The sequence below is a fragment of the Streptomyces sp. CS113 genome, from assembly GCF_002188365.1.
In the GTDB taxonomy this organism is placed as follows: domain Bacteria; phylum Actinomycetota; class Actinomycetes; order Streptomycetales; family Streptomycetaceae; genus Streptomyces; species Streptomyces tendae.
Window position 1 is genome coordinate 162,891 of the sequence record NZ_KZ195574.1, and the last position, 12,846, is coordinate 175,736.

The 12,846-nt window shown below is 70.3% G+C and carries 13 protein-coding genes; 4 read left to right on the forward strand and 9 right to left on the reverse strand.

The genetic code is table 11. The features are described 5' to 3' along the window. The gene (locus tag B9W62_RS00495) at window positions 1–363 is read right to left on the reverse strand and encodes a WXG100 family type VII secretion target (protein WP_087804064.1); all 363 of its coding nucleotides are present in this window, start codon (window positions 361–363) and stop codon (window positions 1–3) included. Window positions 364–543: 180 nt separating this feature from the next. On the opposite strand from B9W62_RS00495, the gene B9W62_RS00500 reads away from it, so the two are divergent. After that, window positions 544–1,167, forward strand: a complete 624-nt coding sequence (locus tag B9W62_RS00500; protein ID WP_087804066.1) for a hypothetical protein — start codon at window positions 544–546, stop codon at window positions 1,165–1,167. Between the two features lie 59 nt (window positions 1,168–1,226). Here B9W62_RS00500 and B9W62_RS00505 read toward each other — a convergent pair whose 3' ends face one another. The 4 genes from B9W62_RS00505 to B9W62_RS00520 are packed head-to-tail and all read right to left on the reverse strand — an operon-like array spanning window position 1,227 to window position 6,109. Further along, complete coding sequence (locus B9W62_RS00505) at window positions 1,227–3,926, reverse strand: right-handed parallel beta-helix repeat-containing protein (protein WP_087804068.1); 2,700 nt, start codon at window positions 3,924–3,926, stop codon at window positions 1,227–1,229. A 28-nt stretch (window positions 3,927–3,954) separates the two neighbouring features. Beyond that, entirely contained in the window at window positions 3,955–5,313 is a 1,359-nt protein-coding gene (gene eccD / locus B9W62_RS00510; RefSeq protein WP_087804070.1) for a type VII secretion integral membrane protein EccD, read from the reverse strand. A 51-nt stretch (window positions 5,314–5,364) separates the two neighbouring features. Continuing rightward, the gene (locus B9W62_RS00515; protein WP_087804072.1) at window positions 5,365–5,691 is read right to left on the reverse strand and encodes a WXG100 family type VII secretion target; all 327 of its coding nucleotides are present in this window, start codon (window positions 5,689–5,691) and stop codon (window positions 5,365–5,367) included. A 55-nt stretch (window positions 5,692–5,746) separates the two neighbouring features. After that, entirely contained in the window at window positions 5,747–6,109 is a 363-nt protein-coding gene (locus B9W62_RS00520) for a WXG100 family type VII secretion target (protein ID WP_087804074.1), read from the reverse strand. Between the two features lie 516 nt (window positions 6,110–6,625). On the opposite strand from B9W62_RS00520, the gene B9W62_RS00525 reads away from it, so the two are divergent. Further along, a complete protein-coding gene (locus B9W62_RS00525) occupies window positions 6,626–7,477 on the forward strand; it encodes a fumarylacetoacetate hydrolase family protein (RefSeq protein WP_087804076.1) in 852 nt (283 codons plus the stop codon). Between the two features lie 77 nt (window positions 7,478–7,554). Here B9W62_RS00525 and B9W62_RS00530 read toward each other — a convergent pair whose 3' ends face one another. The 3 genes from B9W62_RS00530 to B9W62_RS00540 all read right to left on the reverse strand — a co-directional run bounded on the left by B9W62_RS00530 (window position 7,555) and on the right by B9W62_RS00540 (window position 9,961). Continuing rightward, window positions 7,555–8,049 (reverse strand): hypothetical protein, encoded by a 495-nt coding sequence (locus B9W62_RS00530; RefSeq protein ID WP_087804078.1) that lies wholly within the window; start codon window positions 8,047–8,049, stop codon window positions 7,555–7,557. A gap of 194 nt (window positions 8,050–8,243) precedes the next feature. After that, the gene (locus B9W62_RS00535) at window positions 8,244–9,194 is read right to left on the reverse strand and encodes a Dyp-type peroxidase (protein WP_087804080.1); all 951 of its coding nucleotides are present in this window, start codon (window positions 9,192–9,194) and stop codon (window positions 8,244–8,246) included. A gap of 140 nt (window positions 9,195–9,334) precedes the next feature. Beyond that, window positions 9,335–9,961 carry a sigma factor-like helix-turn-helix DNA-binding protein gene (locus B9W62_RS00540; protein ID WP_306426445.1) on the reverse strand — a complete coding sequence of 209 codons (627 nt, stop codon included), beginning with the start codon at window positions 9,959–9,961 and terminating at the stop codon, window positions 9,335–9,337. Between the two features lie 305 nt (window positions 9,962–10,266). Here B9W62_RS00540 and B9W62_RS00545 point away from each other — a divergent pair, with 305 nt between their 5' ends. Further along, a complete protein-coding gene (locus tag B9W62_RS00545; RefSeq protein ID WP_087804083.1) occupies window positions 10,267–11,013 on the forward strand; it encodes an SDR family oxidoreductase in 747 nt (248 codons plus the stop codon). Between the two features lie 121 nt (window positions 11,014–11,134). Here the strand turns inward: B9W62_RS00545 and B9W62_RS00550 are convergent, their stop codons facing one another. Then, entirely contained in the window at window positions 11,135–12,022 is an 888-nt protein-coding gene (locus B9W62_RS00550) for an aromatic prenyltransferase (protein WP_087804085.1), read from the reverse strand. A 316-nt stretch (window positions 12,023–12,338) separates the two neighbouring features. Between B9W62_RS00550 and B9W62_RS00555 the strand changes: the two genes are divergently transcribed. Next, window positions 12,339–12,602: a DUF2630 family protein gene (locus tag B9W62_RS00555; protein ID WP_087804087.1), complete on the forward strand. Its 264-nt coding sequence runs from the start codon at window positions 12,339–12,341 to the stop codon at window positions 12,600–12,602. Window positions 12,603–12,846 lie beyond the last annotated feature (244 nt).

Below are 12,846 nucleotides of genomic sequence, written 5' to 3' on the forward strand. Positions count from 1 at the left end.
TCAGCCTCCGGAGTTGGTGGTGTTGGCCTGCTCGGCGGAGGCGTAGTTGTCGTAGGCGGTCTGCATGCGGTGCGCCATCTCGCGCAACAGTTCCTCCAGATCGTGCGAGGCCCTGGCGAACCAACTGGTCATCACCTCGGCGGTCGAGGCCGCGGGGCTCTGCCAGTGGGTCTGGGCCGCCTGGAAGCGGGCCTCCACCTGGCCGATCAGTCCCGCGATGTGCTCGCTCTCGCCGCGCACCGCGCCGATCGCCCGCCGGAGTTCGCCGAGTGCGACCCGGAACTCCTGCGGAGACATGCCGCCGCCGTGGCCGCTCGAACCCCCGCCGCCCGAACCGCCGTTGTTTCCGGCCGGTGTTGACATGAGTGACACTCCTTGATCCTCGACCGCGGTCCGCGGCACACGGAAGCCGGACGGCCTCCCGGACATGGGGCCCGGCGCTTTCACCGCCGGAACTCGGTGTGACAACATTGCGAGAGTCGGCGTCGTCCGACCGGAACGCCGGCCGTCCGTCGCCGGCGGACGCTCACACGGGAGCAGAGAATGCCCAATCCCCAGAATCAGCCCGCCCCGGGCGGCGAGGGCGGCGGAGCCGTCGAAGACCCCGACAAGGGGAAGGAGTTCGGTCACCTCGTCCCCGGCATGTCGGTGGGCTGGGAGACCCCGCCCAGCTTCAACCAGGACCCGAGCGGCGGGTCGGGCGGCGAATCGGCGACCGAAGTGGCCGACAGCGGCCCGATCATGTTCGACGCGACCACCGTCCGGGCGACCGAGACCACCCTGCTGGCCCAGGGGCGCAACGCGGTCGGCAACTACGAGACCCTGCGGGCCAGGGTCGACACCGCCGTGCACTCGCAGTTCTGGGCGCTGGCCAAGCCGAAGCCCGCCATCTCCTCGGGTTCGTACGGCCCCACGACGCCCGGGGGCACCGGCTGGAGCCCGACGGTGCAGGAGACCGACGACAACGACGCGCGCATCATCGCCGAGATCGGTGAGGAGTTCGCCGCCCACATCAACCCGGCCATGCAGAAGGCACTGTCCTTGCAGGCCAACGCCCTCGCGCTGCTGGGCAACTACATCGCGCTCATCAACAGCTCGGGCCAGTCCTACTCCCGTCTCGACCGCGCCTCGCACTTCCCGGAGCCCCCGGGTCCCGTGACGAGCTGAGCAGCACACCGTGTGCCGCCCGGCACCGGTGTGCCGGGCGGACACGCCGGGGCCCGCCATCAGGACACCGCCGCGGGGACGTCGACCGGCAGCAGCACCGTGAGGTCGTCGGCGTCCGGGTCGGACAGGTCGGCCACCCGCATGGCGTGCTGTTCGGTCATCTGCTGGAAGACCTGGCGGGCGGTGCGTCCGTTGCCGAAGCGCTCGGTCCGGGCGATCGAGCCGAAGTGGTCCAGCAGCGCCGCGGCCGTGTCGTCACCGATCCGGTACTCGTGCCGGGCCGCCTGGTGCTCAACGATCCGCACGAGGTCCTGCGACGAGTAGTCGTCGAAGCGCAGGGTCCGGGTGAAGCGCGAGGCCAGGCCCGGGTTGGAGTCGATGAGGCGTTCCATGTCCTGCGGGTATCCGGCCGCGATCACCACCACGTCGTCGCGATGGTCCTCCATCAGCTTCACCAGGGTGGAGATCGCTTCCTGTCCGAAGTCCGTGCTCTGCCCGGCCGGCACCAGGGAGTAGGCCTCGTCGATGAAGAGCACGCCGCCCAGCGCCCGCTTGAAGACGGCGGTGGTGCGGGGCGCGGTGTGGCCGACGTACTCCCCCACCAGCGCGCCGCGGTCGGCCTCCACCAGGTGCCCGTCGGTGAGCAGTCCGAGAGCGGCCAGCAGCCGGCCGTAGAGTCGCGCCACGGTTGTCTTCCCCGTGCCCGGGTTGCCCGCGAAGACCAGGTGGCGGCTGAGCGGCGGCGGCTGTAGACCCGCCTCCTGACGCCGTTTGACCAGCTGCATCAGCTTGGCCATGGACTCCACCTCGCGCTTGACGCTCTCCAGGCCCACCAGGTCGCCCAGTTCGGCCAGCAGCTCGGGCAGCCGGTCCTCGCCCGTTCCCTCCCGGACGGCGACCGCCGTGCCGGGGCCGGTCGCCGGTGCGCCCGCGGTGCCCGCCGCGTGGAGCGGTCCGGCGGCGGCTCCCGCGTCCGCCGTGGGCAGGGTGGAGGCCGTGACACCGCTGGTGCGGCACTGCTCGAACCGGGCCGCCGCGTCGTCGGCCTGGGACAGGTCCTCGTCCGTGTCCCGCACCAGGCAGCGGCGCAGGAGGGGGGACGCCTTGGATCCCACGTACACCGCCGGATAGCCGGTGGCGGAGATCGTGCAGTCCTCCAGCAGGCCCCCGGATCCATCGCCCGCGTACACACCGTTCTTGGTGGTGCCCGCGATCGTGACCGAGCGGACCCGGGGCCGGGCTCCGGCCCAGATCACCAGGCCACTGCCCTGGGAGTCCGAGACGGTGAGGTCCTCGATCCAGGCCTCACTGCGTTCGTCGAGGAAGACGCCGGCCGACCCCGATCCCTCGATCCGGCCGCCCACCAGCAGGGCGCTGGTGCCCGCCGCGATCTCGACGCCGGTCCTGGCGGGCCGCAGCACCTCGCAGTCGGCCAGCAGCGGCCGGTGCCGGCTGTCCAGCCGGATGCCGGTCTCCGTGTCGGCGACGACGAGCCCGCGCAGTACGGCGTCGGCGTCCTTGACGTCCACGCCCGCCATCCGGGCCCGTTCGATACGGGTGTCCTCGGCGGTGAAGTCGGCCGCCCCCTCGACGTGCACGGCGTGCTGGGCGCTGTCCCGGACGGTGCAGGAGCGCAGTTCGGCGCGGACGCTGCCGGCGACGTGCAGTGCCGTGTAGGCCGTGGTGGCGATCTCGCACTCGGTGAGGCGTACGGTGCACCGGTCCGTGGCGTGCAGGCCGTTGGCCCCGGTCCGGGCCACCGTGCCGCCGCGCACCCGCAGTTCCGCGTCTTCCAGAACGGCCAGACCGGTGCCGGGTACGTCGACGACGCGGACGCGTTCCATCTCGACGTGTCCGGTGCCCGCGGCGATGACGCCGGCGCCGCCGGTCTCCCGTATCTGGCAGTCGTCCATCCGGAGCCGGGCCGCGTCGCCCGCCAGGACGCCCTCGCCGCCGGTGCGGAAGATCTCGCACGTCTCCAGCCTGGTGCGGGGCGCCCCGCGCTCGGCCGCCGCGGCGTGCTCCCCCTCCTCGGCCGCGGGGGTGACGGCCGCGGCGCTGGCGCCGTCGGCGGAGCGTACGCCTTGCGTGCCGATGTCGTGCAGCCGGCAGTCCCGCAGGAGCGGGCGCGAGCGGGGCTGAGCCAGCAGACCGGCGTCGCCGACATGGCGGACGGTGCAGGCGTCGAAGGTGCCCTGCGACTCGCCGGTCAGCACGATGCCGCAGCCGGTGGCGCGTTCGACCGTGGTGTGCCGTACCTCCGCGCGGGCGGCATCGGTGAGTGTCAGGCCGTGCCCCGCCGTGGAGCGGATCACGCAGTCCTCCACGACGACTTGGGCCGTGCCGGTGACGAGGACACCCGAGCCCTCGGCGTTCTCGACGGTGCAGGTGCGCAGTTCGGCGGTACCGCGGCCGATCTCGACGCGCCCGCCGGAGACGGCGCAGTGGTCGAGGACGGCCCGGCCGCCGCGAACGAGCACGGCGGGCTCGCGGCCGGCTGTGCCCTCGGCCGTCAGGTCACGCAGTTCGCAGGTGCCGCCCCGCACCGTGATCGCGGGTCCGTGGGCGGCGACGACGCGCACCGTCCCCGGGCCCTTCTCGGCGATCAGGGTGATGTCGCGGTCCAGCACCACCGATTCGCGGTAGTCCCCGGGCTGGACGTGGATGACCGCGCCCTCGTCGGCCGCGCGAACGGCGGCCGTGACGGTGCGATGTGTGCCCCAGCCCCGGTCCGCCACCCTGAGGGCGTTGCGTTTCACCGCCGTACCGCTCCGTCCTCGGGGCCCCTCACGGCGTCTGCCCCGACTGCATCAGCGAGGTGTAGACGCCGAAGACGCCGACCGCGACCGGTACGGAGGCCAGCAGGAAGAACCCGGCGAGTGTGTCGATCCAGGTGGGCCGCTCGTCGTCGGAGTCGGCGCGGAAGGCGCGGCCGAGGCCGAACGCCAGCGCCGGCACGGCCGCGGCCAGCAGGGCGACGGGCCCGGACCACGCCGGTGCGCCGAAGTTGCCCGGAGCCCGGACCAGTGCCACGGCCAGGCCGAGCGTCCCGGCGGCCACCATCGGGACGACGGCGGGCGCCATCGTCAGCCGCCCCGCCCGCAGGATCAGCGCGAGTCCGAGGCAGGCGGTGAGCGCGACCGCGAAGGCGTCGTCCGCCGCACCCAGGACCACCAGGCACGCGGCCGCGACGGCCGAGCCGAGGACGTTCGTGCCGATGAGCACGCGCTGCCCCCGCTTCACCAGCCGCAGGACGTCCGCCTCGTCGGCGTAGGGGTCGGTGCCGTCCGCCCGCGAGCCAGCCAGCACCGCGAAGTGCCCGGCCGCCTTGGGTGCGGCGGCGAGTACGCCCATGGTGGTGACGGACACCGCGGCCGCCGACTCCAGCAGCGAGGTACGACCGAGGGTGAGGGCGGCGGTCAGCACCAGGGTGATACCGGTGATCGCCGCGGCCATCAGCGTCGTGACGTGCCGGATCGCCAGCAGCCCGGCCAGGGCCCCGACCAGGGCACCCACGCTCAGGGCCAGGAGCAGGCCGGGGATGCTCGCGTTCGCCACCGGCAGGCAGGCCGCGGACGTGGCGAGCAGGGGGACGGCCGCGCACGCCATGATCAGCCTCAGGCCCAGTGACAGCGACCAGCCCTGGCGGGTGGAGTGCCAGGCCAGCAGGGTCAGGGCGAAGGCCACGACCATCGCGCCGACCCCGGTGCCGGGGCGGTAGGAGTCCGCGGAACCCGACCACGCCAGTACCACGAAGGCCGCGACGAGGCCCAGGACGGCCAGGACCAGTGTGGTGTAGGCGCGGGCCCGTCGGCCCCAGGCGGTGACACCGTCGCGGGTCTTCTCGACGGACTCCTCCAGGTCGGTGACCACGGGCTCGTCGAACTCGCTCGCGGCCACGTCCCGGAGGTAGAGCGTGGCGCCGTCCGCGACGCCTGCCGCCCGCAGCGAGGCTTCGGGCGCGAGGGGCGGGGCGCCGGGCAGGGCCAGCGACCACACCGGGGGGAACGTCTCGTCCAGCTCCACCTGCCCCACGAGCGTGAGCAGGGCAGGGGCGTATTCGGCGATGGCCGCGTCCGCGGGCACCGCGAGATCGACCCGCCGCCGTGCTCCGACCACGGTCACATGACAGCGTTCATTCTCCACTGGGTGTCTTCCTTGTCACACGTAGCCGGGGCCTGTCGCGGGGCGGCGGGGTCAGTGCACCGAGTTCCAGGTCCTGATGTTGGCCTCCTCGGCACCGACGTAGTTGCCCCAGTTCACCCGCATGACACGGGCGATTTCGCCGAGCACGCCGTCGTCCTCCTCGCTGCCGAAGAGACCCACGGCGGCCATGTCCCACTCGTGCATGCGCAGTTGGTAGTCGGTCGCCGACTGGGCGTTCCACGTGTCGATCAGCGACTGGATCCGGCTCTTCAAGGCGTGCAGCTCGCCCATGATGTGCTGGGCCGCGGCGTTGATGTCCTGGCCGGCGGTCTCCAGGCCCTGGCCGACATAGATCGGCACGCTTTCGATATCGGGCATCGCGATTCCTTCGGAGGGTGTGAGCAGCGAGCGGATGAGCGGACGCAGGCCGGGATCAGGACAGGTTGGCCTTCGGAAGTGACACGTTGTTGAGGTTCGCCAGGTTCGAGTGCTCGGAGCCGAGGTAGTTGTCGGCGCTGGAGTCCAGGCCGCCCGCGATGGCGAGCAGTGCGTTCTGGAGCTGTGCCGCGTACCCGTCCCACTCCCTCATCAGTTCTTGGAAGGTGTTCGAGGCGACGCCCTGCCAGTTCGCCTCCATCGCGACGACGTAGCTTTTGAGGGCGTCGAGTTCTGCCTGCACGATCTGTTCGGTCGTGCGGATGTCCAGGGCCTTGGCCTTCAGATCCTCAGGTGTCGTTTTGTACAGGACACCGTCCGAGCCTCTGAAACCGCCCTGCCCGCCGTCGGGTGTCGCCATGACGCCCCGCCTTCCTGAACTCGATTCGATGGCCCGGCGCTCGGCGCGCCGGGCAAGTGGGAGAGGTCGCGGAACCGACAGCCGTCGGCGGAACTGTCCGTCGGACAGGCGGAATCCACCCGACCGGCACACGAACGACCCATCGGGGTACCAATGTTAGGGGAAAACAACGGCATGCCTGACAGCGGATCGCCAAGTTCACACTGGCTTGGCTCACTGTCACACACGGACACACCCTTCGGACAATGGGCGAGGGGACCGTCGGGCAACTGGGGACGCGCCAGGCACGTACATCGACGCAGCCGGGCCGGGTGAGGCCGCTTCACCCCACTCCATGATTGTCAATGGGTTGACAATACAGGTAGTCCATTGACAAGAAGTGGTGCCGTACACCGATACTGAACCGGCAAGCACCGAAGCGACGGCGCGCCCGCCCACGCCCCTCCATGCCCGGTCGGCGACGGACGCGACCGGCGGCCACTCCCCGACCCGGCCCTCGACCAAGGAATGCGGCACATGAAACTCGTACGGCTCGGAGACCCCGGGCGGGAACGCCCCGCCGTCATCGACGACCGGGGCACCACCCGGGACCTCTCCCCCCTCACCCCCGACATCGACGGCGCCTTCCTCGCCGCCGACGGCATCGCCCGCACCCGCCAGGCCCTGGCCGAGGACGCCCTGCCCGTACTGGAGGCCGAGGGGCTGCGCTTCGGGCCGCCCGTCGCCCGGCCCGGAGCAGTCGTCTGCATCGGGCAGAACTACGCGGCCCACGCGGCGGAGTCCGGCAGCGAGCCGCCCACCCGCCCGATCATCTTCCTCAAGCCCCCGAACACCGTGATCGGCCCGCACGACAATGTGGAGATCCCCCGCAACTCCACCAAGACCGACTGGGAGGTCGAACTCGCCGTCGTCATCGGCCGCACGGCACGCTACCTGGACTCCCCCGAGCACGCCCTGGCCCACGTGGCCGGCTACGCCGTCTCCAACGACGTCTCCGAACGCGACTTCCAGCTCGAGCACTCCGGCGGTCAGTGGTCCAAGGGCAAGTCCTGCGCCACCTTCAACCCACTCGGCCCCTACCTCGTCCCGGCCGACGAAGTCCCCGACGCCCAGAACCTGCGACTGCGCTCCTACGTCAACGGCGAGCCGCGACAGGACTCCAGCACCGCGGACATGATCTTCTCCGTCGCCCAACTCGTCCACGACCTCAGCCAGTACATGGTCCTGGACCCCGGAGACATCATCAACACCGGCACCCCGCAGGGCGTCGCCCTGTCCGGCCGCTACCCCTACCTCAAGGCCGGCGACCTGATGGAGATCGAGATCGAAGGACTGGGGCGGCAGCGCCAGACGCTCCGCTCCGTCTGACCGCGCCGGAGCTACCGGGGATCGCCGACGGCAGCCCCCTCTTCGACGCGGATGTCCAGCAGCCCGCCTCGGCTCCGTCAGGCGTACGAGTCGACGTGGATCGAGTAACCGGCACCGGCGCTGAGGTCGGGGCGGCTGCCATGGCCCTCTTCCGCGAGCCGTTCGGCGGTGAGGAAGACGATCCGCACGTTCATGGTCTTCTTGACGAAGCTCAGGTCGTCGGGCGCGGCATCGGGGTCTGGGCTCCATCCGTCCTGTCGCGCCGCTGTCCGGTAATGCGCCGCCACGTCGGCCCGTGTGCCGGGGAAGGCGTAGGTCCGCTCGGCGTACACCGCGACCTCGCCGCTGTCGGACCAGCAGCCGGCGTCGACCTCCTCGAAGCCCCGGGCGACGGTGGCCTCGTCGGGCCGGGAGTCGAGGATGCGGAGCGCCGCCAGCTCCTCGACCCGGGCGTCGGTCCCCTCGCAGTCCTGGGCGAGGTCCGTCAGCGTGCAGCCGGTGAGGGCCGAGGTCACGAGCAGGGTCGCCAGGAGGAGCGATACAGGTCGGGTGCGGGTCGTTCGTAAGGACAAGGCGGGCTCCAGGGCGAGACGGGGTGAAGCGCGGCAGCGGTCGGGCCGCGGTTCGGACGAGGCAGTCTTTGGGCCGGCTCCGAGGAACCACGGCCCGGTTCTACCAGAAGCCGCCACCCCCGTACTGCCGCCGGCGTGAGGGTGCTCCCGTGAGGGGCCCGTGAGGGTGGGCCGCGGGTCGGGGTGCTCGGTGCTCAGGGCCGAGCGGGAAGGTCCTCCAGGAAGTCCGCCGCCGGTGTGAAGAACAGCGAGCCGGTGACGGGGGTGGAGAAGTCCAGGATGCGGTCGTGCGGTGCCGACGCGGTGCCCAGGAACATCCGCTCCAGCATCGTCTCCGTCACCTCGGGGGTGCGGGCGTAGCCGATGAAGTACGTGCCGAACTCCTCGCGGCCCACCGACCCGAAGGGCATGTTGTCCCGCAGGATCTCCAGATCGCTGCCGTCCGGACCGGTGACACTGGTCAGGGCGACGTGCGAGTCGGCCGGCTTGACGTCGTCGGACAGCTCCACGTCGGTCATCTTGCGGCGGCCGATCACCCGCTCCTGGGCCTCGACGGAGAGCCCTTCCCACGCGTCGATGTCGTGCAGGTACTTCTGCACGACGACGTAGCTCCCGCCCGCGAAGGCCGGATCCTCGTCACCCACGAGGACGGCCCTGCGCGCGGCGGCTCCCGTCGGGTTCTCCGTGCCGTCGACGAAACCGAGCATGTCGCGCTCGTCGAAGTACTTGAAACCGTGCACCTCGTCCTGAGGGGTGACCGCTCCGCGCAGCCGGCCCATGATCTCGGTGGCGAGTGCGAAGCACAGGTCCAGCCGTGAGGCCCGGATGTGGAAGAGCAGGTCACCCGGGGTGGCGACCGCCCGGTGCACCGGGCCGTCCAGCTCCCGGAAGGGATGCAGCCCGGCCGGACGCGCCCCTGAGAACAGACGGTCCCAGGCCGCGGAACCGATGCCGGTGACGCAGCTCAGCCTGCCGTCGGGCTGCGCGCGGAACCCGACGGCTCGTTCCAGCGAGGCGACATCCGACAGCAGGTCCCGGACGGTGTCCTCCCCGCCGCCGTCGATCGTGACGACGAGGAAGATCGCCGCACTGGTCAGCGGGGACAGAACCATCTGCGGCTCCGGCTCCTCGACTTCTCCGCCCATGAACGAACATCCTCCCACAACCGACTCGTACCTCCACACACCATGTCACATCAGTGTGGGTGGGTGATGCCGGGCATCACGTACCCCATGCCGTGCGCACGGGTCCCCGACGGCACCCGGGCCGGTGAGCGCCGGCCCGGTCAGGCGGCCTCGTAGTCCTCGGCCCCGTCGCCCCGGCGTGACCGACCGGCGGTGTCCTCGCGGCCTTGCCGGTCCGTGACGCGGTCCGTGACGCGGTCCGTGGCAAGATCCGTGGCGAGGTGCCGTCGCGCTCGGTGCACCAGGTGCCGGGCCTGGGCCTCGTCGACGCCGAGGACGGCGGCGATCTCGGGGTAGGGGGAGGACAGTGTCTCCCGCAGCACGAAGGCCGCCCGTTCCGCGAGGTCCAGCTGCTCGAGCATGAGCAGCAGGTCGAACTCGACCGGCTCCGTGCCCGCGGCGCCGGTCCCGCCCCCGTCGCCGGTGTCCAGGGGCTCGGGCAGCCAGGGGCCGATGTACGACGCGCGCCGCATCCTGGCGGCGTGCGCGGCGTGGATCGACAACCGGGTCGTGGCCGTGGTCAGGTACGCCTGTGGATCAGCCACCACCGCATGGTCGGTGGCCTGCCAGCGCAGCCGGACGTCCCGCACGACGTCCTCCGCCTGCGTGGCGCTGCCGAGCATGCCGTACGCGATACTGAACAGTCGTGGCCCTTGGCGGGCGAAGACGTCCTCCGTCCGCCCGGGTGGTCCGGTGGGTGGCTCACGGTCTGACACCGAGGGCTGCACACGTCCCCGCCCGTCCCCACCGTTGTGTTCCCCAACCCTCTTGGCGCCCATCACTCCACGTTTCCTTCCCGAGACGAGTGGCCGAACAGGGGCCTCGTTCAGACGTCGTGGTACTTCATGGAACGAACCTACGCCGCTGCCGGAGGCGATCGGGACCACTGAGCGGGTCGGCAGTCATTCCGCAGTCATTCTCCGCACTCCTCGCCCTGTCACAGGTGGCGCGCCCACCCGGTCATTGGTTATGTGAAGACAGCTCGGTCACGGCGTCGAGTGCGCCACCGAGAGAATCCTCTGAAAGGCGTCCGATGAAGGTTGTAGTAATCGGCGGAACCGGGCTCATCGGCTCGCAGGTCGTCGCCAGGCTCGGCGAGCACGGGCACGAGGCGGTCCCGGCCTCCCCGAACACCGGCGTCAACACGATGACGGGCGAGGGCCTGGCAGAGGTGCTGCGGGGCGCCTCGGTCGTCGTCGACGTGTCGAACTCTCCGTCGTTCGCGGACGACGCGGTCAAGGAGTTCTTCCGCGTCTCGACGTCCAACCTCCTGAAGGCCGAGGCGGAGGCCGGTGTCGGCCACCACGTGGCCCTCTCCGTCGTGGGGACCGACCGTCTCCAGGGGAGCGGCTACTTCCAGGCCAAGCAGGCCCAGGAGGACATGATCAAGGATTCCGGGATTGCGTACTCGATCGTGCACGCCACGCAGTTCTTCGAGTTCGCGAAGTCCCTGGCGGACTCGGCGACGGAGGGCGACACCGTGACGGTCGCCCCCATCAAGATCCAGCCCATCTTCTCGGGTGACGTGGCCGCTGCCGTGGGCCGTACGGCCGTCGGCGCGCCTGTCAACGGGACGGTGGAGGTCGCGGGTCCCGACGTGTTCCGGCTGGAGGACTTCATCCGCAAGGGCCTGGCCGTGCGGGACGACACCCGAACGGTCGTGACGGACCCGAACGGTCTCTACTGGGGTGCCGCGCTTCAGGAGTCGGATCTGCTCCCCGGCGCCGGCGCCCGCATCGCGGAGACCCACTTCGACGAGTGGGCCGCAGGGCAGCGCTAGGCCCGCGTTCCGGGAACCGGCGGAGTCTCCGGCCGGTCGGTGCCGGCGCCGACCGGCCGGCACGGCCCCACGGAGCGTTGCTTCCGGGGGCCGTGCCGGCGATGGATGCGTTCGAGGGCGATCAGCGGTTCCAGTAGCCGAAGACCCGGGACGCCGCATCACCGGTGTAGTCCGCCTCCATCTTCAGGTAGCTCCCACGGGCACCGAAGGTGGGGTTGAAGATCAGCTCCCTCCGCTCGGCCTGCACCGGGGCCTCGGCGGCGAAGCGGGCGGCGAGCGGGTGCAGGTGAGAGGGGAACTCGCCTTCCCTCGACGGTACGGCGAAGCACAGCCTGCGGGCCTGTGGGGAGTTCCAGTCGAACGTGTAATAGACGTTGATCGCTCCCCGGCAGCGCCCGATCTCCTCGTTGTCCGGCGGGAGAGACCCCATGTCCCGGATCATCCTGGCTACTTCCTCCTGCTCGAAATAGCCGGGACTGACCATCTCGGAGTAGAGGTTCGTTGTGTTGTCGCGGAAATCGAAACCCATGATGGCGAATCTGTCGATACGAGCCTCGCCGAAACGCGCACGATGATCACGCAGGGAACGGGGGATGTTTTCGAGCGAGGCGATCTCATCGAATTCCAAGGGCTGCTCGAAGAACGCCCAGACCTTCTGCACGCCGTGTCCCACCGACGCGTCCAGCCCCCACCACAGCGGGATCTTCTCGGTGACCTCCGCGAGCAGCGACATGACGGCGGGATCGGCGTCGGGCAGAAGTCCGTGTGCCCGGGCTATCCCGACCGGATCGTGGGGCGAATCCGGGTACATGTAACGGAAGTTCACACTGCGGTGGGAGGCTTCGTGTGTCGTGGTGCGGACCGTGATGGTTCCCGTGGCGAACTGCTCCGCGAAGACGTCGAGCACCTGCTCGACGGCTCGGTTGTCGAAGTTGACCTCGGCGAGCTCCGCGTACGCCTCGAGGTCGGAAAGGAACCGAGCCAGATCCGTCGTTCTACCAGTAGGCATTGCTCTCCTGCTTCTTCCGGATCACATGGGGGGTGCTTGTGCGCATGACTCGCTCGTGGTCCGTGAACGCGACAGTCACGCGTCCGAGGCCGCCTTGCCGTACATCAGTCTGACACAGTGTGACTTCAGCCTCATCCGGGCCACTCGGCCACCACACCATACTGGACTTCTTCACACTGTCTGAGCCGCATCATCCGAGCTCAAGGCGAGAAGGACGTCACGCGGCACATTTGTCCCCCGTCCATGACAATGAAGAGTGCGACCGGCTCACCCGTCGGCCGTGCCAACAGCGGCAACCCATCGTTCAGGGAGAATCATGACCAGCTCCGAAGCCGACGCCGAGGGACAGCTCCTCGGTCGCATCAACGAAATGATCCGTCAGGAGAAGGACCTGCGGGAGCAGCTTGCCGAGCAGGTCATCGACGAGTCGACCGAGCACGCCCGGCTGGCCCGTCTGGAGGTCGAGCTGGACCGGTGCTGGGACCTGCTCCGGCAGCGAAAGGCGCGGGTCGCCGCAGGTCAAGACCCCGACAACGCACACGTTCGGCCCGCCTCGCAGGTCGAGGACTACCTCTCCTGAAGCGGAGCCGGCTGTCGCGGCCGGCATAGGGAGGTGTCCGGGGGACTCAGGCGCGCTCGTCGAATGACGTCTCGGCGACCGCTGTGCGTGGCCGCCTGCGGACGCGCACAGCGGTCGCCGGTGTCCAGCGCTCGGGGTGAACAGTGAACGGTGTCGTGTGACCGGAGGCGGGAGCCCTTCACACGGTGTACGCGGTGGCCGTATGCTCACCGCGCTTCAGAGAGACCGATCGTTTGTTCGTTTG